General features: G+C 45.9%; 23 protein-coding genes. 17 read left to right on the forward strand and 6 right to left on the reverse strand.

From position 1 onward, the window contains the following. The first annotated feature begins 5 nt into the window (after window positions 1-5). From BA724_RS10095 to BA724_RS19045, 6 genes are all read left to right on the forward strand, one after another. Window positions 6-794 (forward strand): flagellar hook-basal body protein, encoded by a 789-nt coding sequence (locus BA724_RS10095; RefSeq protein WP_069938533.1) that lies wholly within the window; start codon window positions 6-8, stop codon window positions 792-794. Window positions 795-808: 14 nt separating this feature from the next. Then, window positions 809-1,012 carry a DNA-directed RNA polymerase subunit beta gene (locus BA724_RS10100; protein WP_069938534.1) on the forward strand — a complete coding sequence of 68 codons (204 nt, stop codon included), beginning with the start codon at window positions 809-811 and terminating at the stop codon, window positions 1,010-1,012. Between the two features lie 14 nt (window positions 1,013-1,026). Beyond that, on the forward strand, window positions 1,027-1,446 hold the full coding sequence (gene fabZ, locus BA724_RS10105) for a 3-hydroxyacyl-ACP dehydratase FabZ (RefSeq protein ID WP_069938535.1): 420 nt from the start codon (window positions 1,027-1,029) through the stop codon (window positions 1,444-1,446). 216 nt (window positions 1,447-1,662) lie between these two features. Further along, the gene (locus tag BA724_RS10110) at window positions 1,663-2,019 is read left to right on the forward strand and encodes a hypothetical protein (RefSeq protein WP_069938536.1); all 357 of its coding nucleotides are present in this window, start codon (window positions 1,663-1,665) and stop codon (window positions 2,017-2,019) included. Window positions 2,020-2,162: 143 nt separating this feature from the next. Continuing rightward, window positions 2,163-2,567 (forward strand): hypothetical protein, encoded by a 405-nt coding sequence (locus BA724_RS10115; protein ID WP_069938672.1) that lies wholly within the window; start codon window positions 2,163-2,165, stop codon window positions 2,565-2,567. 38 nt (window positions 2,568-2,605) lie between these two features. Further along, a complete protein-coding gene (locus BA724_RS19045) occupies window positions 2,606-2,740 on the forward strand; it encodes a hypothetical protein (RefSeq protein ID WP_281182007.1) in 135 nt (44 codons plus the stop codon). A 14-nt stretch (window positions 2,741-2,754) separates the two neighbouring features. On the opposite strand, the gene BA724_RS10120 is transcribed toward BA724_RS19045, so the two are convergent. Beyond that, window positions 2,755-3,195 (reverse strand): YwpF family protein, encoded by a 441-nt coding sequence (locus BA724_RS10120; protein WP_069938537.1) that lies wholly within the window; start codon window positions 3,193-3,195, stop codon window positions 2,755-2,757. Between the two features lie 223 nt (window positions 3,196-3,418). Between BA724_RS10120 and BA724_RS10125 the strand changes: the two genes are divergently transcribed. After that, entirely contained in the window at window positions 3,419-3,796 is a 378-nt protein-coding gene (locus tag BA724_RS10125; RefSeq protein WP_069938673.1) for a single-stranded DNA-binding protein, read from the forward strand. 394 nt (window positions 3,797-4,190) lie between these two features. Here the strand turns inward: BA724_RS10125 and BA724_RS10130 are convergent, their stop codons facing one another. Both BA724_RS10130 and BA724_RS10135 read right to left on the reverse strand, forming a co-directional pair. Beyond that, entirely contained in the window at window positions 4,191-6,938 is a 2,748-nt protein-coding gene (locus tag BA724_RS10130) for a DEAD/DEAH box helicase (protein WP_069938538.1), read from the reverse strand. Further along, window positions 6,931-8,232 carry a hypothetical protein gene (locus BA724_RS10135; protein WP_141719914.1) on the reverse strand — a complete coding sequence of 434 codons (1,302 nt, stop codon included), beginning with the start codon at window positions 8,230-8,232 and terminating at the stop codon, window positions 6,931-6,933. The genes BA724_RS10130 and BA724_RS10135 overlap by 8 nt, the downstream gene beginning before the upstream one ends. Window positions 8,233-8,480: 248 nt before the next feature. On the opposite strand from BA724_RS10135, the gene BA724_RS10140 reads away from it, so the two are divergent. The 4 genes from BA724_RS10140 to BA724_RS10155 all read left to right on the forward strand — a co-directional run bounded on the left by BA724_RS10140 (window position 8,481) and on the right by BA724_RS10155 (window position 15,394). Then, window positions 8,481-9,902, forward strand: a complete 1,422-nt coding sequence (locus tag BA724_RS10140; protein ID WP_069938540.1) for an N-acetylmuramoyl-L-alanine amidase — start codon at window positions 8,481-8,483, stop codon at window positions 9,900-9,902. A gap of 103 nt (window positions 9,903-10,005) precedes the next feature. Continuing rightward, window positions 10,006-11,934 carry a S8 family peptidase gene (locus BA724_RS10145; protein ID WP_069938541.1) on the forward strand — a complete coding sequence of 643 codons (1,929 nt, stop codon included), beginning with the start codon at window positions 10,006-10,008 and terminating at the stop codon, window positions 11,932-11,934. Between the two features lie 365 nt (window positions 11,935-12,299). Next, a complete protein-coding gene (locus BA724_RS10150) occupies window positions 12,300-13,304 on the forward strand; it encodes a C40 family peptidase (RefSeq protein WP_083256176.1) in 1,005 nt (334 codons plus the stop codon). A gap of 107 nt (window positions 13,305-13,411) precedes the next feature. After that, on the forward strand, window positions 13,412-15,394 hold the full coding sequence (locus BA724_RS10155; protein WP_069938542.1) for an S-layer homology domain-containing protein: 1,983 nt from the start codon (window positions 13,412-13,414) through the stop codon (window positions 15,392-15,394). A 54-nt stretch (window positions 15,395-15,448) separates the two neighbouring features. Here the strand turns inward: BA724_RS10155 and BA724_RS19050 are convergent, their stop codons facing one another. Then, window positions 15,449-15,571, reverse strand: coding sequence for a hypothetical protein (locus BA724_RS19050; RefSeq protein WP_281182008.1), 123 nt, complete (start codon window positions 15,569-15,571; stop codon window positions 15,449-15,451). Window positions 15,572-16,033: 462 nt separating this feature from the next. Between BA724_RS19050 and murJ the strand changes: the two genes are divergently transcribed. From murJ to gndA, 3 genes are read left to right on the forward strand one after another with little or no spacing between them, the layout of a single operon-like run. Further along, the gene (gene murJ / locus BA724_RS10160) at window positions 16,034-17,551 is read left to right on the forward strand and encodes a murein biosynthesis integral membrane protein MurJ (protein WP_211272227.1); all 1,518 of its coding nucleotides are present in this window, start codon (window positions 16,034-16,036) and stop codon (window positions 17,549-17,551) included. Beyond that, window positions 17,548-19,035, forward strand: coding sequence for a hypothetical protein (locus tag BA724_RS10165; RefSeq protein WP_069938544.1), 1,488 nt, complete (start codon window positions 17,548-17,550; stop codon window positions 19,033-19,035). The genes murJ and BA724_RS10165 overlap by 4 nt, the downstream gene beginning before the upstream one ends. 51 nt (window positions 19,036-19,086) lie before the next feature. Continuing rightward, entirely contained in the window at window positions 19,087-20,502 is a 1,416-nt protein-coding gene (gene gndA / locus BA724_RS10170) for an NADP-dependent phosphogluconate dehydrogenase (RefSeq protein ID WP_069938545.1), read from the forward strand. 207 nt (window positions 20,503-20,709) lie between these two features. Here the strand turns inward: gndA and BA724_RS10175 are convergent, their stop codons facing one another. Together BA724_RS10175 and csaB are read right to left on the reverse strand one after the other, a co-directional pair. Beyond that, window positions 20,710-21,876, reverse strand: coding sequence for a glycosyltransferase family 4 protein (locus BA724_RS10175; RefSeq protein ID WP_069938546.1), 1,167 nt, complete (start codon window positions 21,874-21,876; stop codon window positions 20,710-20,712). Window positions 21,877-21,887: 11 nt separating this feature from the next. Then, entirely contained in the window at window positions 21,888-22,994 is a 1,107-nt protein-coding gene (gene csaB / locus BA724_RS10180) for a polysaccharide pyruvyl transferase CsaB (protein WP_069938547.1), read from the reverse strand. A gap of 122 nt (window positions 22,995-23,116) precedes the next feature. Between csaB and BA724_RS10185 the strand changes: the two genes are divergently transcribed. From BA724_RS10185 to BA724_RS10195, 3 genes are all read left to right on the forward strand, one after another. Further along, entirely contained in the window at window positions 23,117-24,382 is a 1,266-nt protein-coding gene (locus BA724_RS10185; RefSeq protein ID WP_069938548.1) for a nucleotide sugar dehydrogenase, read from the forward strand. A gap of 85 nt (window positions 24,383-24,467) precedes the next feature. Further along, a complete protein-coding gene (locus tag BA724_RS10190) occupies window positions 24,468-25,196 on the forward strand; it encodes a WecB/TagA/CpsF family glycosyltransferase (RefSeq protein WP_069938549.1) in 729 nt (242 codons plus the stop codon). Then, window positions 25,193-26,263 (forward strand): glycosyltransferase family 4 protein, encoded by a 1,071-nt coding sequence (locus BA724_RS10195; RefSeq protein ID WP_069938550.1) that lies wholly within the window; start codon window positions 25,193-25,195, stop codon window positions 26,261-26,263. Before BA724_RS10190 ends, BA724_RS10195 begins: the two co-directional genes overlap by 4 nt. The last annotated feature ends 31 nt before the right edge of the window (window positions 26,264-26,294 follow it).

Below are 26,294 nucleotides of genomic sequence, written 5' to 3' on the forward strand. Positions count from 1 at the left end.
ACAGCATGAATAGAACAATGATTAATGCGGTCAATACGCTGTCACAGCTTCAGAAAAAGATGGATGTCACCAGTAACAACGTTGCGAACATAAACACAGCCGGATATAAACGAAGCAACGCGACCTTTGCCGATCTCATTCATCAGCAAACCGTCAACATGTACCGTGAAAATGAAGACGTAGGCAGAATGACGCCATATGGCATTCGACTCGGTGCCGGCGCAAGGATGGCGCAGGCGCAAATGGTCGGCACGCAAGGTACATTACAGCAAACAGGGCGTACGCTTGACTTTGGATTATCAAAACCAAATCAATTTTTCAAAGTACTCGTACAGGACGAACAAGGCAATAGTCGTGTGCAGTATACGCGTGACGGCTCTTTTTCTGTTACACCGGCTGGCGGCGAAAATGTCATGCTTGTTACGTCAGATGGCCATCCGGTGCTTGATGAGAACGATAATCCGATTGTTCGGGCAGCGGTTGATATGGAAGAGCAGGCATCCGGCCTTCTCGGTCTCATCGAAGTCGACAAGCCGCAGTTTTTAGAACGTGCTTCTGCAAACAGGTTTGTGCTGCCGGAAAACCCGGCGACGGTCGAAAACCAGATTTTACGCAATTTGAACGCGGCAGAGCGGCAGGAAGCGGGCGTTCAATCCGGCATGCTTGAAATGTCCAATGTCGATTTTTCAAAAGAAATGAGCGATCTAATGATCACACAGCGTTCATATCAATTTCAATCTAAAGCGATCTCTATCGCAGATCAAATGCTGGGCTTAATTAATGGGGTCAGATAAGGGGAAGGATACTAGTGGCAAATGAACTGAAGCGGAAGAAAGAAACCCGCCTCACCCCCCTCGGCAGATTTATAATCTCATTGTTTTTCATTGTCCTAACAGCTATCATCGGCGCATTGATTGGATACAGCATTATCGGTCAAGGCAATCCTATAGATGTATTTAAAGTGGACACATGGATTCAATTGTATGATGTAGTCGTAAATAGTCTTTTTTAAAGGTGGGTGTCAATATGGATATTCGTGAAATCAAAGAAACAATTCCGCATCGCTACCCATTTTTGCTTGTGGACCGGATCCTCGAAGCAGAAGATGGCAAGCGTGCGGTTGGAATTAAAAATGTGACCGCTAATGAAGAGTTTTTTAACGGTCACTTTCCAGAGTACCCGGTAATGCCGGGGGTTTTAATCGTTGAAGCATTGGCGCAAGTTGGCGCAGTCGCAATGCTTAAAAAAGAAGAAAATAAAGGCCGTCTCGCATTTTTTGCGGGAATTGACAACTGCCGCTTTAAACGTCAGGTCGTCCCGGGTGATCAGCTTCGCCTTGAAGTTGAAATGACCCGGCTTCGCGGTTCAATCGGGAAAGCGAAAGCAACGGCAACAGTGGATGGCGAACTTGTATGTGAAGCGGATTTAATGTTTGCGCTCGAATAGTACCAATTAAGAAGCGATGCTTAAAATAATTATATTTTAAGCATCGCTTCTTTTTGCTCAAAATAGGTCATTTACAATGTTTATATTTTTAAATATTTTGAAAGCAAGGACTTCCCGACTCTTTTTATAAAAAAAACGGTTATTTTGACCAAATGCGGGAGATAATACTGCAAGTAAGCATACAAAATTGGAATTGGTGAAAGGAGATTTTTACGAATGAATGCAAAACTTTTAAAATTAGTCGGTGGATCAGCACTGGCAGCGATGCTTCTAGCAGGGTGTGGAGGAGGAAATGATGACGAGCCGGCTAACGACCCGGCTGTAGAAGATGATGGCAATGATGTACAGGATAATGTTGATGAGGGTGTCAATGATACGCAAGAAGAGGTGGACGAAGGTGTCAACGATGCACTAGATGGAGACAACGAGGATACCAACATGGATGAAAATGGTGAAACAGGAGATACAAATACCGGCGATGACATGGATCCAGCCACGGATGAAAACACGCCTGAAGAAGATGTTATTGAAGATCAAAATGATATGCAAGACGCTAATAACAAAGACAGCTAACAATAAAAGCATCAAGCGATTACCCGCTCGATGCTTTTTTCTATAAGAAAAAATTTTGTCACCGGTTCAAAAGTATGATAGAGTATAAGAGTTATTATTTTAAAGAAGTCAATGTGGCTATTTCTAGGAGGTGCCTATTGGCAATGTCAATATTAAATGGATTATCACACGGTATTAAAATCAGCATTACCCGTTCAATTACGAAGGCGTTTGAACAATATATGGCGAACATTATGTGGGATGAGGATGCGTACAGCCCGGACGACTTCATGAAAGAGTGGCAGCGCCACATTCAGCAAAATGCTTCATGGTACAGCCACGTGCCGGATAATATCAAAAATGATCCACAGTTCCATGCAGAACTTGCCGTGAAAATTAATCAAGTGGTTGCGAAGATTTTCTCGGAAAAACCGACGGAAGAGCAAATTGAGACAATCAATAAACTGCAGGAAAAGCTTGGCACAGATTATGACTTCTCATGCAAGGCGGAAGCGCGTTTTTATATTGATTTTTTAAACGAATACGAAAAAAAAAAGCTGAACAGCTAAGACCTGCCGATGAGCAAGACTTAGCGCTGGCTTCACTTTTGTACGTTCAAGTGTATAACGAGGAAATGCCGGTTCAATCTTACACAAAACAGGATATACACTACATTATTCAATTGCTTCAGCAAACGATTCTAACCGGTCAGAATGGCCTGCAGCCGGGCATTATTCATTAATTAAACGTTTTCCTTCAATGGATAACGTTTTTTTCTTTGTCTGGCGCATTTGGATGCTTTCGAATGATCTCGGAAAATGTCTCGAGCAGCTGTTCACCTTCTAAGCCCTGTTCAACAAGAGAATGAAGCACTTGTTTCGCATATTCGTTTCGCATTTGGCGCAGTTGTGCGTCAAAGAGAACACTTGTGCCGTTCTCAAGAGGCTGAAAAGAACGAATAGATACAGTAAACATTGCCGGGTCATTTCCGCGGTGGGAAATTGCGATGCGTGCCGTTAACGGCTTATCTTGTTCGAATGAGCGGACGGCCTGCACGTCTTTTTCATGTAAAAATAATTCAATCAGCCATGAGCGTTGTTCATCTTCACGATTAATGATCAATCCGTCCTGAAGCGGGATTGGAATGAGCTCTCCTTTTTTCTCGAAAAAAAATGATGCCACTTTAAAGGTTTTCAAGCGACTTCCGCTCCTCTCATGAAAGCGATTTATAAGAAAGTATATCAATAATTAGGCGAAAAATCATTTTTTGTCCAAAAGAAACTGGATACAACAGTAAATGGTCTTCTGTTGATTCCCATTCTTTCGAAAAAAATGGGTGGAAATGAAATAAAGCGGGAATTGTCGAGAAATGTCCTTTTCATTTATGATAAAGCCATTCAAATGGAAGGAGGGGAGCAGGCTGATTAATCAAGTGACGCTTGTTGGCAGGCTGACGAAACATCCCGAAGTAAAGCATACAGCCGATGGAACGCCGCTTTTGCAAACGACGATTGCGGTCAGCAGACCGTATCGGAATGCAAAAGGCGAAACGGACACGGACTTTATTTACTGTTCAGTCTGGGGCCGCCTGGCGGAAACAGCAGCGAAGTACAGCGAAAAAGGATCACTTGTTGCAGTACTGGGTATGATTCAAACGAGAAATTACAAAGATTCAAATGGAAAAACCGTTTATGTAACCGAAGTGCTCGTTCAGACGATTCGTTTTCTGAGTAAAAAACATCAGGAAACGGAAACAAAAGAAGTGCCTGAATTCATTCAGACAGTACCGTTAATTTAGGAGTGAGCGTATGACGGAGCAAGTCGAACGTGTCATTGAAGATGTAATTTTTCAGCTTGGCAAAGCGAAAGCTGTGATTTATCAACTTGAAGAACGAATTGAAAAATTGGAAAAAGAAGGACGAAAATAAAAAAGCAGCCAGTTTGAAGACCGGCTGCTGCAGAGTGTAGACAAAGTAAGAAAACAGGCTGATTGAAAACGGTTGTCTTTTCAGGAACGCCGCCGGGCGGGAAGTGGAGTGGCCTTTTGGGGGTCATCAGCATTCACGCACGGCAAGTGACGCCGAAAGCGGGCGTTTGTCAACAGCTTGAAGCAGCCGGCTTGGGAACCGGCTGCTGTGGGATCCTCTCTCATCTTCGCAATGGCGCCAGCCGCTGCCCCGCCTTGCGCTCCTCTAGCGTGGGGCCGAGCTTTTATCTAATTGGAACAAGTCCGACAGCTCCTGGTCATTCATATTGGCAATAAAGGCGCCGCTTTGAATAATCTCACTGCTGGCCGCCTGCTTCGATTCAATCATGGCATCAATTTTTTCTTCAATTGTGCCCGTCGTAATAAATTTATGCACATGAACAAACCGGCTTTGGCCAATGCGGTATGCCCGGTCTGTCGCCTGATTTTCAACTGCTGGATTCCACCAGCGGTCATAATGAATAACGTGATTGGCAGCTGTTAAATTCAGCCCCGTACCGCCGGCTTTCAGTGACAGCAAAAAGAAGGGAAACTCGCCGTTTTGAAACTGCATGACGAGTTTGTCACGTTCCTGCTTGGGCGTAGAGCCATTTAAAAAGGGCACATGGATACCGAATTCTTCCGCCAATTCCCGCTGAATCATTTCCCCCATGCCAATGTATTGTGTAAAGATAAGGCAAGCTTCATTTTGCTCGAAAATATTATCGGCCAGTTCCATCAGCTTATCCATTTTTGATGCCCTGCTCCGTACATCTATGGGATCTTTTTCTTTTAAATAGAGAGCCGGATGGCTGCATAGCTGTTTTAACTCATTTAAAAGCCGGAGAATGAGGCCTCGCCGTTCAAAAGTGGATAATTGTCCAATTTGTTCCATCGTTTCGCGGACGGTCTGCTCGTATAAAACAGCCTGTTCTTTTGAAAGAGGGCAATACTCTTTTTGTTCAACTTTATCCGGCAGTCCAAGTGCCGCTTCCGGATCGGTTTTCGTCCGCCGTAATAAAAAGGGCCGTATCTTTGCCTGCAAAGCGGCTACACGCTCAGCATCGTGATCTTTTTCAATCGGTGCCATATACGTTTTTTGAAATTGAGTAAGCGAGCCGAGCCAGCCGCGATTTGTAAAGTCAAATATCGTCCATAGCTCGGACAATCGATTTTCCATCGGTGTGCCGGTCAGGGCGATTGCATGACGGCTGTTTAGTTTCCGGACAGCGCGTGACTGTTTCGTTCCGGCATTTTTTATGTTTTGTGCTTCATCCAAAGCGGCTGTATTCCATTCCACTTTTTGAAGCGTTTCAAAATCAGAGTGAACAAGTCCATAGGTTGTCAGCACAACATCGGCATGGGAAATTTCTTCTAAAAAAGCGTCGCCGCGCGGCCGGTCTTTTCCATAATAAAGCATAACAGACAAGTCCGGCGCAAAGAAAGCGAGCTCACGCTGCCAATTGCCAAGTACAGAGGTTGGACAAATAATAAGCGCTGGTGTTTCCGGCCGTTCATTTTTTTCGACATGCAGCAAGTACGAAATAAGCTGCACGGTTTTTCCAAGCCCCATATCATCGGCAAGGCAGGCCCCAAAGCCGCACTCCCGCAAAAACAGCAGCCAGCTCATGCCAGCCAGCTGATAGGGGCGCAATTCACCATGAAGCTTGTCCGGCGGAGGAAGAAGTGGAATATCCGCACCGCTTTTCAGCCGGTCAATCATTGCCTGAAGCGAACGGTTTAGCCGGATATGCACACGAGCGGCATCATCCGGATCTGCAAATTCCTGATTCAGCACATCTACAACCGTCATGCCTTCCTGCTTCGCTTTTTCCATGAGCGCTTTAATTTTCCCAACCACTTCTGGATCAAGGTGCACCCAGCGGCCGTTTGCTTTTACAAGACGAGAACCTGCTCCCGCAAGCGCTAAAAATTCTTCTTCCGTTATTTCTGCTCCGCCAAGGGCAACTTTAAAATCAAAATCCAAAATAGCGTTCATGCCGACAAACGACTGCTTATTTCCGTCCCGGACATCGGCAGCGACCGAGACAGCCGCTGAACGGACCGATTCCCACCAGGGTGGAAGCAGCACAGGAATGCCAAGAGCTGTTAATTTTTCTCCGCGATCCGTTAAAAAGGCAATCGCTTCTTCTTCAGATAAGAAATGTTTTAATTCTCCATGATCATCAAGCTCCGGGAACAGCCGAAGCCATCGGTGGACTTCTTGCTGCGCGCCCTTCAAAAACGGTTCGGCTGATTTTGGCAGTTTTTTCTTTAATTCATATATTTTTTCAGATGGCTTGCTGCGCAGCAGAATAGGCTCAAGCGTCCAGCTGTCATCTTCCGCCTGAGGTTCTGACAAGCGCAGACCCGCTTCATAGGCGTCGGGTTCACTGGCAGAAAGATAAGCTTGGAGCCGTTCCGGGTCAAAATAGCGGTTTAATTCTTTTGCTGTTAAGCCAGCACCGATCGAGTCCATGACTGCCGTCATATTCGGGTGTGCTTCCGCTGCAATCAATGGAAAAATTCGTTCCACAAATGACTGGCGGCTTTCACCAAAAATTGGTTCCTGCCAAAACACATCTGCAAATTCATCGTATACATCTTCTGGTACGGTCCATTCAATGCCCTCTTCTACAAAAGCAGGCATTGCCTCAAAGACGGCTTCATACAGCACTGGTGCACAGGCAAGACTAAAGTGACCCGCTTCATCCCACTCAAAGCGGGCAAACCGATTAAAGTGTTCCGCTTTAAAAAGTGAAGCCCATTCAAACGGGGTCACCCGTATAGCGGGCTCTCCATCCAATTCGCTGTCTGTTAGTTTTGTTCCGTAAAAACTTTCCGAGTGGCCGCCGAACAAAAGGCGCGTCCACGAGTCAAAAGGCAATGGTGCACCTTCTGCATCCATTGCCCGTAAATAGAAAAATCCATGTTTAAATTGTGTAACAAGATGAATCCTTCCAAGATTAATCATCCAGCAGCCCGCCTTTTCTGCATTCTTCCTGAAACGCACGAAGCCGCTTTGTCTCGCCGAGTTTCCAGTCGAGCCAGCGGTCAAATTCGTCTGTTCGTTTTATTTTTTTATAAATGGTTCGCATTCGCTTTATAAACCGGACCGCTTTTTTATAAGATGCCCGGTTTCTTTCCGCAATGAGTGCCGCAATACCATGGTGAAGAAGCGGCAGCGTGAGCTCAGGCACTTCTTTTATAGCACTTTTTAAGCCGGCCCGGTCAAGATCGGTTAAGTCTGCATCGACAAGCATCTGCAAATCGACCCATTCCGCATAATCACCGCGGCCGATTAGAAAATAGCTGAGAGATACGTAGCTGAATGGCAAGAGGGATGTATACAGCTCCTTTACAAGCAAAGGGGCGCGTTCCGATACGTCCTCTTCATCCACGAGCCGAATCAGCTGCCGAACGAACAAGCGCCGGCTGTATTCATTCTCAATCGTTAAAATACCATCATGAGCAAGCGAAGCTGCGGAACGAAGCACGTATACAAAGCGGCCGGATCGTTTTGAATCCTGCAGCCAGTGAAGAAAGTATGGAAATAAATCTGCCGGCGCGGCCGATGCTTTTGCTGTAAAACGGTCCATTTCGCCCAGTAAATAAAGCTGGTGTAAAAAAGCAGCATGATGGACTGTGCTGCTTCCGGAGACTGGTGTCATTCGTTCCAGTTCCGTTAAGCGCCATTCTGTTCTCATGAAAAGTGACTCCCATAATAGGCGGTATAGGTCAAGCCGCGCCGCAGGGAATCGCTCAAATGGAAAGCCAAGCAATCGTCCCGTATCCGCCCGTAGCTGGTCAATATATGGTTCAAATGCGAACGGCATCGCGCTGCCGGTCATTTTTGCAGCATCATACGCTTCATCTGCAAAGTAAAATAGTACGTCATACGCCGCACGCTCCGCTGTTTCCGGCGATAAAGCCGCTTCATCCAGCTGTTCTGCCAGCGCAGAAAACGAATAAAATGCAACGAATAAGCGGAAGAGAAGGGCCCATTCCCGATCAGAGGGTGCCTTTTTGAGAAGCGACTGATATAAATCCTTCGCCATATATTCTGTGCGATATGGCTCGTGTTCAATTTCTTCGGCTGAAAGGCGGCTTCGAAAAGCGGACAGCACGAATTCTTTCCACTCGTCAGCAGACATTCCGGCAGAGAGAGCCGGCTTCAAGTCAGATGCCCGCATTACGCCAGGAATGGAAAACAAATCGGCCCGCTCTAAAGAAGATGAATCAGTAAACAGCGTTTTCGCCTTCGTCAAAATAGATGGCACCCTTTCAATTCTGTAAGATTTCTTCATTATAGCATGAAACATCCCCTTTTATGCAACAAAAAAGAACATTAGTTCTATTATTTCTCTATAATGACAACTGTTACATTAAAATTACATTTTTAGGGGAAAACTATTAAACTAGCGGTTTGTTCGTTAAATGTTAAAAAAGAGAGGTTTTTAGATTACATTTTCTATGCTAGACTTAGGTGGTAAATTTTAAGAAAGGAGACAATTTAGTGAAGAAAAAGTTGTTTTATAGTTTGATTGCTTTATTTGTTATGATTCCCCTTTTCAATGTGAATTCACCTGCTCAAGCAGCGGGTTTTACGGATGTTCCTGCTCGTGCCCTGGAGGAAGTAACATATTTATCTGATGGAAATATTGCCAAAGGCTCGTCAGCGACAATATTTAATTCAGATCGGACGATTACAAGAGCGGAGGCAGCCATTTTTATCGGGCGCGCTTTACAGTTAAATGGTACACCGAGAAAAACAGTTTTTCGTGATGTAGATAGAAGTTCAACAGCAGCAGGCTACATACAGTCTGGTGTTGATGCAGAGATTATTTTGGGGTATTTATCAGGTGTCAGTCAAGGAAATTTTTACCCGAATAAAGCAATCACACGCGGCGAAATGGCCATCATGATTGCCAATGCATTTGAATACTCGTACGGAGGGACAGCATCCGGTGCTGCGAAGGCGTTAATGACCCGCGGTGTTGCGGACGGGATGGGCAACGGCTCATTCGGTGCATCTTATTTAATTAAACGGGCCGATTTCGCTGTATTTTTAGGACGTGCAATTAACCCGGAATTCCGGACAAAAGATTCAGCCAGTTTTTCTAAATCACTTTGGTCAAATGGACCAAACTTGAACATTCGCAAAGGCCCTTCCACTGCGTATGCGTCTATCGGCAAATTGAGTGAAAACCAGCAGGTAACAGCAGCTCATTCCGTTGGCGGATGGACATATATTAAAGCAGGTACAACGACAGGCTTTGTCGCTACCTCTTATACACGCCCCACGGCGGTAAAACCAGCTGCTCCAACTGAAAGCGCAGATTCACGGATTGCCAGCCAGACGATCATCATTGATCCAGGACACGGCGGAACAGATCCGGGTGCGGTTGGATTTGGTCTTCATGAAGCAGACGTGGTGCTTAAAACTGGTCTAAAGGTAAACAATCTGTTAAAACAAACACCGTTTAACGTGAAAATGACACGTTCTACCGATACATTTGTCAGTTTGACTGGCCGCTCTAACTTTGCGAAAAATCAAGGCGGGGACGTATTTGTCAGCATTCATGCCAATGCTGCTACGGCAAGTGCATCCGGCACAGAGACATTCTATTACTCTGCTGCAACAAATCCGTACGTTGCAGACAGCAAATTGCTCGCTGCGAAAATTCAAAACCGCATGATTGCGGCATGGAATTTGAAAAATCGCGGTGTGAAATCCGGCAACTATTCTGTTCTTCGTGAAAACAATATGCCGGCGGCCCTGGCGGAACTCGGGTTTATCACGAATAAAAGTGATAATGCAAAACTGGCATCCGACTATTGGCTGAATTCTATTTCAAAAGCAATCTACTACGGTATTCTCGATTATCACAAAGCAAAAGGCTATGAAGTCGATTCTTTATACAATGTAGCTAAATAATCACATAGAATATTTTGCTTGTAGACGGTACAATAAAGAGAGGCTCCTTATAAGGACCTCTCTTTATTTTTATTTTTGGAAGAACGAGGTGTTGGTATTGACTATGTTTAAATACGGACTATTTTTTATCGCAGCTCTTTTCTCTTTTGCTTATACCCCATCCATTTCATTTGCAAGCGGAGAAAATGCGGAACCAGCGGTTGTTTTATTCGAAGAAACGATTGACAGCGGACTGCTGGACCAATACTCGCAGTCAGTGGATCATTTCTATGAAGCGATTCCGGCTGCGAATATTACCGTGACAGAAGAGCAAAAGCAGCTTTTGTCCCAAGCACCGGGTGTGAAGTCCATCGAATACGATGCAAAAGTGGAATCATCGGCCCAGAAGATTCCGTATGGTTATAAGTTAGTTGGAGCCGATAAACGCCTACCATCTTCCTTAACAGGAAAAGGTGTGAAAATTGGCATTCTGGATTCCGGAATTGATTCAACTCATCCTGACTTGAAAGGAAGAGTCGCTGGCGGCATTTGTTTAATGAAAGACCTGGATCCTTCCGCGTGTATTTCCGGTTATAATGATGATTTCGGCCACGGAACACATGTGGCGGGTATTATCGCAGCGAATAACAACTCAATCGGTACAGTCGGCATTGCGCCGAATGCATCGTTGTATTCGATCAAGGTGCTGGATAGTATGGGATTTGGGACGACAAGTACGATGCTTAAAGGAATCGATTATGGCATTAAACATAAGCTCGATATATTAAATATCAGCATCACCACGTCTGATCAGGACAGCGCACTTCAGGCGATGCTTCAACAAGCATATGACGCCGGTATTTTAATTGTCGCGGCGGCAGGCAACAATGGTCCGCCATCAGCAGCGTCCGGATCGACCGTTCAATACCCGGCGAAATATGAAAGTGTGATCGGGGTTTCCTCTATTGATTCGGCGAAAAAAATGGACCCGCTTTCTGCGGTGGGAAAAGAAGTGGAACTTTCAGCACCGGGTGTAGGAGTATATAGTACGTATCCGTTAGAAATTTCCCCGTCCGGCTATCAAGAATCGACTGGCACATCCATGGCAGCACCATACGCTTCAAGCATAGCGGCTCTTTATATGGAGAAATACCCTGAAATGACAAATGTTCAGATCCGTAAGCTGCTTCAGTTGAATGCGGCCGATCTCGGCACGGTGGGACGTGATCCATCTTTTGGCTATGGACTGGTGCAGCCAGATGCATATCCAGCTGCGGGAGAAGTAAAACTTCCATATTCAACGGATGGAAAAGGAAAAATCACGTTTAATACGTCACAGCTTTTGGAAAAAGGAGATTCTTACGATGTATATAGAGGTGAAGAGCGGATTAAGCAAGGTGCTACTGCAGCTCAATTTACCGACTATGCATCTAAAGGCTCCATTTCATATCATTTCTATCCTGTAAAGAGTGGAAAAGCAACAGACCGGCCGCTTTCTATGCCGGCTGTGGCGAATGCAGGACCTGTTCTGTCTGACTTGTCTTCATCCATTTGGTATAACCGATTTGTTGTTTACTTGTATCATGAGAAAATTTTGCAAGGATATCAAAACAATGAAATTCGCCCGACAAGCAAAATTACCCGCGGTGAAGCAGCCATCTTAATTGGCAAAGCACTTGGCTATGATGGTACGCCGCGTACTACACGCTTTACAGACGTTACCGATCAAGTACTTGCATCGGGCTATATTGAGCAACTGGCAAAAAACGGCGTTATTACTGGGTTCTCTAACAAAACGTTCCGGCCACACGAAGAAGTGTCACGGGCGGAAATGGCCATTCTTGTTGCAAAAGCATATAAACTTGAAACAAGCACCAATTCCACAATGAAGGACATTAGTCCCAATGTGACTGGCTATCAATACATTAATGGTATGCTGGATGCAAAGATTGTGTCTGGCTTTGCAGACAATACATTCCGTCCGGGCGTGAAAATTACCCGTGCCGAATTTGCTAAATTTTTATCGTTAACGATAAACAAAGACATGAGGTAACAATAAAGGTCGCTCTTTAAATGACTGGCTTTCTCTTACATAACAAATAGGCAGTTTATTCCTTTTTCTAAAACTGCGTATTCGTTTATAGAGAAGCCAGCCTTTTTTTGCCAGTTATATTTCAAATAAATAGTCCGAAAATTTAGTAATATTTCATTCGTGTTTCTAGAGTGCTTATTAGTAGATTATAAACAGATTTGAAAAATGGATATACAGAAAAAACCTGTAAAATCAACCTTTATAATGTAACAAAATGACTTTTCATTGTAATGCAAACGTAAAACTATTTAATGTTTAGATTTGTTACAATGAATTTAATAGAAAAAGAGAGAGAAAAAACAAGTGAGAGCTTTAGGAGGTTTACGTTGAGTAGGTGTAAGAAAGTCGTAGTAACATTGATCGCAGCTATTATGTTTGTAACACTTTCACCGCTCGCTTCGAACAAAACAGAAGCAGCATCGGCAACTGTCGGAGAGATTATTACGGCATATGGAAAGAAGTTTATGGGAGTTCCTTATGTCTTTGGTGGAACAACGCCTAAAGGGTTCGATTGTTCAGGATTTACACAATATATTTTTAAAAACGCGGCGGGTATTTCACTGCCACGCACAGCCGAACAGCAATACAACGTCGGTAAAGCTGTATCGAAGAGTGACCTTCAGCCGGGCGACTTGATTTTTTATGCGAATACATATAAAAAAGGCATCTCGCATGTTGGAGTATATGCAGGAAACAATCAGGTATTAAATGCAACATCAAGCAGCGGCATCACTCTTGTCTCAATGAACAATTCATACTGGGGTCCTAAGTATGCGGGTGCAAAACGTGTAATTACCGATCAAAACTGGTTCGTGGATGTAGCAAAATCAGACGTTTCATATGCAGCGATTAAATCGTTGACAGAGCAAGAAGTGATTGCCGGTTTTGATAATCTTCAATTCCGTCCTGATGCAAAAGTAACACGCGGTCAGGCAGCAGCAATCATTAACCGTGTTCTTGGCATGACGCCGAATCAAATTTCGCATTTCCGTGATGTAGGCGCGTCCTACTACTTTGCAAAAGATATCGCGGCAATGAAAGAATCAGGGATTATTAAGGGTTATTCTGATGGAACATTCCGCGCGGGCGCTGAAATGACACGTGATGAAATGGCGAGCATTATTAAGCGGGCATTTAACATGACACCGACACAGTCAGCAGCAGCTTCAGTAAAATATACAGATATTCGCTCAACTCACTGGGCATATGATGGCATTATTGCTATTGCATCGTCAGACCGCACAGGCTATTATGCCGGTACAAAATACAACGGAACGAAAGATGCTACGCGTGAAGCGTTCGCCGTTGCCATTTACAATGCGATGAAATAAGAAAAATCGAAAGAGTCCCGGAAATCCCATTTCCGGGACTCTTTTTTACGATATAATGGAAATGTGGGCAGATTATGCCACCATAATGGAAGGGAGTTTATTCTTAGATGAAAAAAGCAGTTTCAATTATGATGGCATTTCTTTTACTATTCCCGGTTTTTCAGCCTTTAAACGGAAAAGCCGCGGAAATAAAAGATGATGTTACGGGAATTACACTGGAAAAAGAAATCCGGGCCATTATTAATGCCGGAATTATGGGCGGCTACGCAGATGGTACATATCGTCCGGGGAATAATGTTACCCGTGAAGAATTTGCGACGTTTTTAGCGCGCGCCTTGAACCTTCCAGATGGGCCGGCCGTGTTCAGTGACGTCTCTTCTACGGCAGCGCTTGGGCCCTATATTCAAGCGGCCGCGGCTGCTAAAATAGTTAACGGAACATCAGATGGAAGATTCCTGCCGAAAGAAACGATCACCCGCAAGGATATGGCGATGATGATCAGTAATGCGATTACGTATATGAAGATTGATGCAGCCTACACGGAGCCTCCTTTTACAGATATTGCGACGCTGAATGAGTCTTATAAAACCGCTATTGGCAAAAGCGTCAGCTTGAAAATTATTAATGGTATTTCACGTGAGCAATTTGCGCCGTTTGCAACTGCGACACGTGATCAGGCGGCCGCTTTTATTTATCGTCTGCTCCTTGCAGATGGGATCGTGCCGGAAGACATCGAGCCGCCGCTTCGTCCCTATCAAACTGCTAACATTGATGCAGCAGGAAAAATAACGACTGCTTCTCTTTCCTATGAAACATACGAGCAGGCAAAAAATGTGATGGCGAATAACGGCGCTGAGCTGCTTCTTCAAAATGGCCGGATTATTAAAATGAAAGACAACAGCGGTGTTGTCTTCACAAGACCGCTCACGGGGGCTGGCGGAACCGTCAATTTGTATACGGACCCCGAATTAACAAAAAATAAAACATATGTAACGGGCAACTCTATGACAGCTACAAAATTTACCTATACAACGGCTGAAGTCAAGTACGTCACAGCAACAGACAAGTATGTACAAGTTTACGTAGGCGGAGAAACCTATTATATGAAGCCTTCGGATGCGGTGATGGTGCCATTTGAAGGAGCAAAAGGACGCGGATACTACCAAAATAGCGGAGGGTTGCTTGTTCACAGTATTTATCAGGTTGAAACAGATAAATATGCCTCTTATTCTCTTGGGAAAGCGCCATCCTTTATGAAAAGCGGGACGAAATATTACAGCTGGGACGGATTTTCTTTTTATAATGAAGCCGGCAGTCCTGTTGGACAAGCTTATCAATACTTCCAATATTTATCCGCACGCGCAGCTACTTCTTATACAGCAGCCGAGCTGAATAAATTTATTACGGACACATTGGCAGAAAGAGAGTCTCTTGGACTGGCAAAATATAAAGATATTACAAAGAAAAGCAAGCTGATTGGCCTGGGTGCGACATTGAAAAAAGTAGAATCAGAGACACGTGTAAATGCATTGCTTATTTTAGCAATGGCCATTCATGAAAGTGACTATGGCATCAGCAATCACGCACAGACGAATAATAACTTGTTCGGCATTGCGGTATACGACAGCGCGCCTTCATCCGGAACTTCGTTTAAAACGGTCGAAGAAGGTGTCTATCACTTGGCCAACGATTATTTAAATGGGAAAGCAGACTGGCGCGGCGGCTATTTAATGCCGAATACATGGCGTGCATACGGTGCGGCACCAGGTACGAAAGCGAACGGTTTGAATGTTAAATATGCGTCTGATCCAAACTGGGGCGCCAAAGTAGCCGGGCATATGTACCGGATTGACCAGTCACTTGGCAGCAAAGATTATAATAAGTATGCAATCGGCCTTACAAAAGCGCCTGATTTAAATGTTAGAAGCGCAGCCAGCACGACCTCAGCGATTCAATTTACGTACAGCTTGAATAGAATGCCGGTGACCATCCTGCAGCAAGGGACATGGAATCAAGTCATTTCAGACAACCTGGCAACAAAAGAAGGATATATCCACAGCAATTACGTGAATGTACTGCAGCTTCCTTAATAACAAAAGCCCGCTCTGGCCAATTGGCCGGAGCGGGCTTTTCGCATAAATCGCTTATTTAGAAGAAGGCGCCCAATAAGATTCAATGCCTGTAAATGAATCCGTTAAGTGGTGGGAAACCTCTTTATTTGCATCGCCATTGGCTAAAATCCCATAAAAGAAAGTGAAAATTTTCATTTAAAAAACTCCTTTCAATATTTAAGATATATTTTTAATGTATCTTTACTATAAAGGAGGAAAGAAAAAGAATCTGCAATCTTGTGAATTAATCTGACACGGTTTCTTTCAGCCCCCATTCTGAAGGGTTCTCGCATGGAAAGAATAAATGAGGTAAAATAAAGTGAATCTTCCATCAGTGGGGGATTCTTCATTCCCCACTGATGGTTAGTTCCATTCTACTGTCGCTATGTTCTCCGCTAGCTCTTTGAACAATCGACAGTACGAACCCGATTGGTTCAACTAAGCCGCAGAAAAGCACAGCGGCAAGTTTCACTATAACTCACGAATCGGGCTTTTACGGGTAGTTGAACTCCCACCTGTTTTCTTCGATTTACTTATAAGATTGAGGAGTGAGTCTTACTGCCCGTTAATGCGGGATGAACGAGGGAATTTAATTAAAAACTGGGGTGTACGACGATTATGTCTTTGAAAAAAACAGCAATATGGCTTGCTCTTTTTGCGCTTACTGTCAAATTATCCGGCTTTGTCCGTGAAAGTATTATGGCGTATAAGTTCGGCGTCAGCAGCGAAACAGATGGCTATTTGCTTGCTTTCTCCTTTATCACGCTTGCGATTGCGATGATTGCCGGCGGCTTTAACAACGTCTTTTTGCCGCTTTATGTGAAAAACAGACAAAACAATCCAGAGCGGACTGACCGGACAGCGAGCGCCATTATGAATATCACGTTTCTTCTATTTATAGTAATCTCTCTTTTAGGTTATTTATTTGCACCTTGGTTCGTCCCGGTTATTTATGGAAATATGACAGAAGAAACAGCCAAAACGGCCATTTCTATTACACGATTTTTCTTCGTTTTTATGTCGTTTATCGCATTAACGAGTATTTTAGATTCGTATTTGCAGGGGCGGCGTATTTTTGTCCCATCGCAGGTCGCCAAACTTTTGCAGACCGTTTTTGGTGTGTCATTTGCACTCCTCTTTTCTGGGCAATGGGGCATTGCGAGTCTCGCTTACGGGTTTATTGTTGGAACGATTCTCGGTATTTTGGTTCAGTTTTTTTACCTCTTTAAAACCGATTACCGTTGGAAGCCGGTTCTGTCTGGCGACAAAGAATTTCAGCATTCGTTTCTTGTTCTGCTTGCCCCGGCGATTCTCAGCTCGGTTGTCGGGCAAATTAATGTGTTCGTCAATAAAGGATTCGCTTCCGGCATTGGGGAAGGACCAGTTACGTATTTAAACAATGCGCAGCTGCTGTCGTCGATTCCGCATACGATTTACGCGACAACGATTGCGGTTATTATTTTTACACTGCTCGCGGAACAAATCACTGACCGCCCGCGTTTTCAAAATACGTTTTTCAGCGGCATGCAAATTTCTTTGCTGACGCTTGCCCCTATTGCAGCAGGGCTTTGGGTCGTCGGTGAAGAAGCGCTGTCGTTTATTTTTGAACGCGGAAAATTTACCGCTGAAGATACGCATAATACGTATGTCGCACTCGTGTATTATCTTCCGACGATTGTGACGCAGGGGATGCAGTACATTGTCGCAAAAGCACTGTATGCACAAGGGAAAACAAAAACCGTTTTCCGGATCAGCGTATTTACCATTGCGATCAATGCCTTCTTAAACTGGCTGTTTATCGGGCCGTTTGGTTATCCGGGGCTGGCTCTCACAACGTCTATTGTGTCTCTTTATTATTTAACAGCATGCACCATTTTTGTTTACAAAGATTTTGACAAATCAGAACCTGCACGATTAGTTGGTCTTCTCGTGCGGACGGCAATTGTCACGGCCTTTATGGCGGTGCCGCTTTATTTCATGCGCCCGTTTGTTGAAGATCTGTATTCACTTTGGCAGCTGGCGATTCTTGTCCCGATTGGTGTTGTTCTTTACGTTATCGGCTTGTTTCTTTTTTACAAGGAAGGGTTCCGCAAGCTGCTTAGCATTGTGAAACGCAACAAAGGAGCTTTATCGTGAAAAAAGCTTTCCTCCTTCTTTTCACGATGATGATGACGGGCTGCACAGCAAGGGAAGAAGTGGAACCGGCTCAGGAAAAGATCCGCATTGCACTCGGCAGCCAGGCGCTGCATTTAGAAGCGGAAGAGCTTCGGATGGAAAAGGAGCGATCCCCGGAAGGCATTGCTTCATTGTATGAAGATACAGTTTATGAGCTCGATGCAGGCGCGGCAGATGTGACAGTGAATGTGCGCAAGCTGCATAACGGGGACCGGTTTGTTATGCTCAGGCTTGACGGAAGCGGCACGCTGAAAGGAACGATTTCAATTCCAGAAGCCGATGATTATTATTTAGTCGACTGGGCGAAAAATATGCCCGTACGTGAACCGGGTACAGATTTAACGAAACCGCCTGTTGGGTTGCTTCGCTATACGCAAAATTATCAGTTTGTGAATGAAATTGTCGTAAGCCACGCGTTCACATCTAAAACACTGACCGAACTGTACGGCAAAGGCCGTGCAAGTACATTGCAGGAGCTGGTTGCCGAAGAAAACAATGCCATATTAACAAAAAACGGCGTTCAATTTGAACTTGAAGCAGATCGGGGACAAAGAGCAGAGCAGTGGTTTTTGATAGCCCAAAAACCGCTGTTTGACGATACGGATCGTTTAAACGAATGGATTACGTTTCAAAAAGAACAAGAAGCAGAAGTGAACAACTGGTTTACAGTAGACGGGCCGCTCAAAAAAATGTCTGCTGTAGAACCGGCCACACAAAAAGGCTATGGCTATGACCTTGAGACAATGATTGAAGGAGAAGCTATTGGCCGGTTTCTCAAAAGCAAAGACCGGTATTTTTATAATATCACCGTGCAGTCGGCTGCCAATTTATGGACGTATCGCCAGTCGCGAAATGATCTTGTCTGGAAAACGAATGTGACAAGTACAGCACTAAAAAAGAAATATGGGCTGACCTCTCCATATGTCGACATGCGGGATAATGAGCGAATCGCTCGCTATTTGCATCAGGTTGGTGAAGAATTAGATGTACCGGAACTTAAAGGTGTTTTAGGAGGATACAGCGATTATTTGCTCGATTTGATTAGTATTGGCAATACGGTTCCGGCGGAAAATGGGTATTACCCCGCTGACTACTACTCACCGTACCAGAAAAAAGCAGTGCTTCATGCATCACTCGATCAGGCACTCGGTGAATCCAGCCTTCTTTTAGCCGCATATAAAGAAACTGGGGAAAAAAAATATGTGGAGGCGGCGCGCAGCATTCGTGACGCGGTGGAATCAACGGGGGAAAAGTGGATTCGTCCTAATGGGAACTTATGGAATCAAATCCATCGCGATGGAACCTTTACAGCGGAGGGCAATGATTTACAGGTGCTTCAAAGCCTGCGAAATCGCGAAAAAAACTGGCAAGAACTCGGTGGAAGTCCGAGTCCGATTTTGCAGAAATTAATTGAAAGTAAAGAACAGTATTTAAATTCAAAATAACTTTCGCTATAATGCTTAATTAAGGGGAAAAAAGAAAGGAAGGATTTATTCATGACAAAACAACAAATTGGCGTTGTCGGCTTAGCTGTAATGGGCAAAAACCTGGCGCTTAACATTGAAAGCAGAGGCTACTCTGTCGCGGTATTTAACCGTTCAGCTGATAAAACAACTGCTTTTTTACAAGAAGAAGCTAAAGGGAAAAATTTCAAGGGCGCTTACAGCGTAGAGGAGTTTGTGAACTCACTTGAAAAACCACGCAAAATTTTGCTAATGGTTAAAGCGGGTACGGCTACAGATGCGACGATTGATTCATTGAAGCCGCATCTTGATAAAGGCGATATCATCATTGATGGCGGAAATACATTCTTCCAGGATACAGTGCGCCGGAACAAAGAGCTGGCAGGTCTTGGCTTTAATTTTGTTGGCACAGGCGTATCCGGCGGTGAAGAAGGAGCACTTAAAGGACCTTCCATCATGCCGGGCGGACAGCGTGAAGCGTTTGAACTGGTTCGTCCAATCTTTGAAGCGATCGCAGCGAAAGTAGATGGCGAAGCATGTACAACATACATTGGCCCGGATGGTGCGGGACATTATGTGAAAATGGTGCACAACGGCATCGAGTACGGGGATATGCAGCTGATTGCTGAAGCTTATTTTATCCTGAAAAATGTAATCGGCTTGTCAACAGACGAGCTGGCGGAAACATTTGCTGAGTGGAACAAAGGCGAGCTTGACAGCTACCTGATCGAAATTACAGCGGATATTTTCACGAAAAAAGACGATGAAACAGGCAAGCCGCTTGTTGACGTCATTTTAGATGCAGCGGGCCAAAAAGGAACAGGCAAATGGACGAGCCAAAACGCGCTTGATCTTGGCGTGCCGCTTCCAATCATCACGGAATCAGTTTTCGCACGCTTTATTTCAGCGTTGAAAGACCAGCGTGTCGCAGCAAGTAAAGAATTGAGCGGCCCTTCTGCAGTTGAAGTCAGCGAAGATCAAAAGAAAGACTTGATCGAAGCCGTCCGCCAGGCATTGTATATGAGCAAAATCTGTTCATACGCGCAAGGCTTTGCACAAATGAAAGCAGCATCTGAAGAGTACGGCTGGGACCTTCGCTACGGCGATATCGCAATGATTTTCCGCGGCGGCTGCATCATCCGTGCACAATTTTTACAGAAGATTAAAGAAGCGTTTGATCAAAATCCAGCACTTCCAAACTTATTGCTCGATGGCTACTTTAAAGACATCGTTCAAAATTACCAAACATCGCTTCGTAAAGTCGTTTCCCTTGCGATCGAAACGGGTATTCCGGTTCCATCATTTGCAAGCGCAATTGCGTACTACGACAGCTACCGCACTGAAACACTGCCTGCGAACCTGATCCAGGCGCAGCGTGACTACTTCGGCGCGCATACGTACAAGCGTGTTGACAAAGAAGGCACATTCCACACAGAGTGGATGAAATAAGATTTTTGTTTGTATAGCCCCTGCCGTTTAAGCTGGCAGGGGTTTTGTCTATTCTATCGCCGGAAAAAAGCCAGCTTTCGCCGATAAACCAGTATTAACGCCGGTAACTCTCCAGCCAGCGCCGGAATAATTGGATACCGGCGATAAACAAAAAATACCGGCGCAACAAGCAAGTAAGCCAGTGCTTAACAATAAAAAAGCTTCCCATCAAAGGGAAGCTTTGTAAATAGCCTCATATTTCTCTGCCGCAGCCGTGTGCGAGTATTGGTCTTCGATTTTCTTCCGGGCAGCAGCCGCAAAAGCCGCACCTTTGTCCGGATGGTCAAGCAATTCAAGCATCGCATCAGACAATTCCTCTACGCTTTTCTCTTCAACCAGCAGCCCGTCAACGCCATGATCGACGATTTCCTTCAAGCCGCCGACCGCACAGGCGATTAAAGGAGAACCGGAGCCCATTGCTTCGAGTGCGGAAATCGACGTCGCTTCTTCCACGCCTTCTGAATACACACTTGGCACAAGCACAACATCCGCAAGTGCGTAGTACTCTTTAATAACGTTATGCGGGATCGCGCCAAGCAGTTCGACGTTTGCTTCGATGCCGCGCTCTGCGATCAGCCGCTTCATTTCGTCCATTGCCTCGCCCGTACCAGCATAAATCAACTTCGCATTCGGGTATTTCTCCAGCACAGCCGGCAGTGATAAAATCGGGTAAATAACCCCATTTTTCTTCGTCAGGCGGCGCGGGACAAAAAAGACCGGTGCATCGGCCGGTACGCCATGCTTCTCGCGGTACGCCGCTTTATTTTCAGCATCCGGCTTAAAGTCATCGACATTGATAAAGTTGCGGATGGCCGTTCCTTCAATGCCGGCTTCTTTTTTCACGTAATTTTTAATGCGTGTATCCACCGTAATAATCGCGCGTGTTTTCCGGTACGCCTCAATTTCCTGCTGCAGCAAAAAGGCTTCTTCCTTGCTGCCTTTTAAAATGTTGCCGGCAGACAGCGCTTCGTATGTTAAATAGCCATGAACCGTTGAGACAACAGGAAGACCGGCATCCAGTGCCGCAAACGCCGCGTATACTTCCTGCGCGTTGACGATATCGTAGTTTTTCGACTTTTGTGCTTCCATAAGCTTTTGCAGCATTTTCTTCCGCTGCTGCAGGCCATACACAAAACCGGAGCCTTTTGCCACTTTGTTCATTAAAAAGCCAGGGCCGCGGACGATCGCTTTTTGCTGAAATTCCGGAATATCCGTAAATGATAAAATATCCACTTCATGCCCGCGTGCTTCAAGGCCCGCTTTTAACGTCGCCATATGAACAGATAACCCGCCTGTGTGCGGAAAATGATAAACGGTTGCCAGTAAAATTTTCATTCTTTCATCTCCTACATAAACCGCTTTTTCAGCAATTCGATATTTTCAAGCGCTTCGTGGCGCATAACCGCCGCGTTTTCTGTAACAACTTGATGCAGATCGTCTCTGTTTTGCAAAACATGCCGCGTATTCGCCACGAGTTTGTCCCGGTCCAGTTCTTCCAGACGGAACGAATATTCCCACATGCCGCTCCGCTTTAGCAGGCTTTCCACTTTTTTGTCATAGCTGATGCCGATATGCGGCACACCGGACAGAGCAGAGAAAATAAGCGAGTGAAGACGCAAGCCGACCGTCACATCACAGGTAGAAATAAAATTCAAGTATTGGTTCGGTGTAAAATCACCGGCTAATAAATGGCACGAGCCGGCATTTTGCATTTTGGCAAGCACACGCTTCGACGCATCAACATCGTGGTGGCCTTCCATTGGAACAAACACCGGTGTCACGCCGTCCATTTCAATCAGTTCATCCAGCGCAGACGCCAGCTTGTCCTCATAATCCTGATGCTCAAACCATGGACGGACCGATACCGCCACAAGCTTCTCGCTTCCCGTCAAAGGCAGGCTTTTCATACATGCATCGTCCGGCTTTTGCTGGAACGCAAACACGATATCTGCGGTAACGACCGTTTCCGGCTTCGTGACGCGGAGGTTTTCTAAATAATCTTTTGAATATTGATCGCGCACCGTAATGAAATCCGCTTTATTGGCAAACCGGCGCATTAAAAACTTGCCCCAGCCGGATGTGACCGGACCAATCCCCTGCGAGAAAAACATTACTTTTGCGCCGCACACTTTCGCCAGCATCGCGATGATCAAATAGTAAGGGAGCGGACCGAACAAAAACTTCGTCGGATACGTGTCCTGAAGCAGGCCGCCGCCGCCCGAGATCAGCACATCCGCCTGGCGGAGCGCCTGAATCTTCTCTTTATTCTCACGCCGCCATGCGCGGTACACTGTTTTTACATTGTGTTCTTTCGCTGTTTGTTCAGGCGATAGCGAGAACACCGTTATATCAATATTTGGCACTTCTGACCGTAAATTATCGACAATTGACTCAAGGATCGCTTCATCCCCGGTGTTGCCGAGTCCGTAAAAACCGGATATCACTACTTTCAAGCTTGTGTTCCTCCTAGTTTGGTTTACAAAACTAACCTTCATTTTATCATCGAAACGTGGCGTATTCAAATTGAATTTGCTATACTATGAAAAGCTATTGAAGAAAAGAGAGGGTCCTCACTATGCAAAAGATTTGTATCATTGGATTAGGCTATATCGGCTTGCCAACAGCAGCCGTTTTTGCCCGCGCCGGCTATGATGTCGTCGGAGTGGACGTAAATGAGAAAGTGGTTGAGCTTTTAAATAAAGGTGAAATTATTATAGAAGAAACCGGACTTCCGGAAGTGGTAAAAGAAGCCGTTGAATCCGGCAAACTGCGCGCATCACTCGAACCTGAGGCAGCAGATGCGTTTATTATTGCTGTGCCGACACCGGTACACGAGGATCATTCAGCAAACGTGGATTACGTTGTCAGTGCCGCTCAAAAAATCGTGCCGCACGTGAAAAAAGGCGATGTTGTTATTGTCGAATCCACGATTCCGCCACGCACGATTGATGATATTGTGGCACCGATTTTCCGTGAAGCGGGATTCGATCCGGAACAGGACATTCATCTTGCCCATTGTCCGGAGCGTGTATTGCCGGGCCGTATTTTAATCGAGCTTGTTGAAAATGCGCGCATCGTCGGCGGATTGACACCAGCTGCTGCCCAAAAAGCGGCAGACGTGTACCGCCGCGTGGTGACAGGGGACATTCTTGTGACAGAAGCGGTCACAGCGGAAATGTCGAAGCTGATGGAAAACACATTCCGCGACGTGAACATCGCGCTTGCCAATGAACTCGCGAAAATCTGTGCCGAACTTGGCGTGGACGCGCATAAAGTCATCGAGCTTGCCAACCGCCATCCGCGTGTAAACCTGCACCAGCCTGGACCGGGCGTCGGTGGCCACTGCTTAGCGGTTGACCCGTATTTCATCGTTGAAAAAGCGCCGGCAGCAGCACAAATGATCAAATTATCACGTGATATTAACAACTCGATGCCTGATTACGTCATCGACCAAATTATCCGCATGACTAGTGATATTGAGCGCCCATCTGTCGCGCTGTTTGGCTTAACGTATAAAGGAAATATCGATGATGTCCGGGAAAGCCCGGCGATCGAAATAGTGGAAAAAATGATCGAGAATCCGCGCTTTAATGTGCGTGTTCATGATCCACACGTCCGCACGGAGCAAGTGTCGTTCCCGCTGTCTTCCTTTGAAGAAGCGGTAGAATCCGCGCACCTTGTCGTCATTTTGGCAGACCATAATGAATTCAAGTCACTCGACGTCTCTAAACTGACAAACAGCATGGCGCGCCCGGTCATCTTTGATACGAAAAACTGTACCGGCTTAGAGAGCGGAAGCAGCTTGACTGTGCATAAAATTGGCGACCTGCGCGGACTGTGAAGCCGAGTAAATCACGCTAAAAACGATTATTCCGGCTCGAAACCGGGTATTTCCAGCTAAAAATGAATCAAAAGGTGAGGGTACGGTGAAAAAAGAACAATATTTAGGTGTGTCGGTATCGCCGCTCACGTACGATCAAATCATTGAAGACATGAAGCAGCGAATTAAGGCAGGGGAACAGTCGACGGTGATTGCCGTTAATCCGGAAAAAGTCATGGCAGCCCGGCGCGATCCGCTCGTCAAAGAGCTGATTAACAATTCAACGTATCAAATTGCGGATGGCGTTGGCATGATCATTGCGTCTAAGCTGAAAAAAGGCGAGCTGAAAGAGCGGGTCACGGGTGTTGATATGATGAAGCGCATTTTAGAAATGGCCGCTTCTGAGAACCTCGGTGTCTTTTTCTACGGGGCCAAAGAAGAAACCGTCAAAAAAGCGAAAGAAAATCTTGAAGCATCGATTCCAAACCTGCATGTTGCCGGATACGAAAACGGCTACGTACAGGACCAGGAAGTGCTGCTGGAGAAAATCCGCCAGTCGGGCGCCCAGGTGATTTTCGTCGCACTCGGCAGTCCGCGCCAGGAGTTATGGATTCGCGAAAATATGCCGAAACTGCCGGAAGTGAAAGTCTTTCAAGGCGTCGGTGGCAGCTTTGACGTGTATTCCGGCAACGTACAGCGCGCACCGGAAATGTACCGGAAAGCAGGCCTTGAATGGCTGTACCGGCTAATGAAAGAACCGAAACGGGTAAAACGCCAAATGGCGCTGCCGAAGTTTTTGGCGGCGGTTGTGACAGCACGGGGAGAAAAGCGATGAAGATTCTTCACGTTATCAGCGGCGGCGAAACAGGCGGCTCGCGCAAGCATGTGATTACACTGCTTGAACAATTTGACCCGTCAGAAGTGACGCTCGCTGTTTTTCAGGAAGGCGCTTTGTCAGAAGAAGCACGGGCGGCCGGCATCGGGACCGTCCTGTTTGCTCAAAAATCACGCTATGACCTGTCCGTTTTATCGAGGCTCTCCGCCTTCATTAAAAAAGAGCGGTTTGACATTATGCATACGCATGGCCCGCGTGCTAATTTATTCGGCATCTATATAAAGAAGAAAACCGGCATCTGCTGGGTGACAACGGTCCACAGCGACCCGGCGCTCGATTTTGTGAAGGGCGGACTAAAAGGCACGATTTTCACAAAAATAAGTCTGTACGCGGTCCGGCAGATGGATCATTATTTTGCCGTATCTGAACGGTTTAAGCAAAACCTCGTCTCGCTCGGCATCCGTCCCGAAAAGGTGACCACGGTTTACAACGGCATCCATTTCACAGAAGAGCCGGCAAAAGCAGCGGCCATTCCAGTACCGGAGCAGGCATTTGTCATCGCCATGGTTGCCCGGCTTCACCCGATTAAAGGGCATGAGATCGTCTTTGAGGCGCTTCGCCGTCTTGACGTGAAGCCGCATCTGTTGCTGATTGGCGACGGACCGATTGAAGACGAGCTCCGTGAAAAGGTGAAAGACATTCGCGACTGCGTCCATTTCCTTGGGTTTAGGAAAGATGTCGCCAGCCTGTATGCCGCATCTGACGTGGCACTGCTCGCATCCTACAGCGAAAGTTTCCCGCTGGCGTTATTAGAAGCGGCGAACGAACGGATTCCGCTTATCTCGACCGATGTCGGCGGGGTAGGGGAACTGATCGCAGAAGGAGAAACCGGCTGGATCATTCCGCCGGGCGACGCCGAAGCACTTGCCGAAGCGATCCGGCAGGCAATGAAAGCAGACGTCAAACAAATGGGCGAAGCACTATACGAGCATGCCGCGTCCAACTTCTCGCTTGACCAGCTGCATAAAGCAACAAAAGACGTCTACACAACACTCGCGTCCCGTTAACCCGGGGCGTTTTTTGTATACCTGGCCTGAA

Origin of the sequence: Domibacillus iocasae (assembly GCF_001750285.1) — a bacterium.
Lineage (GTDB): Bacteria > Bacillota > Bacilli > Bacillales > Domibacillaceae > Domibacillus > Domibacillus iocasae.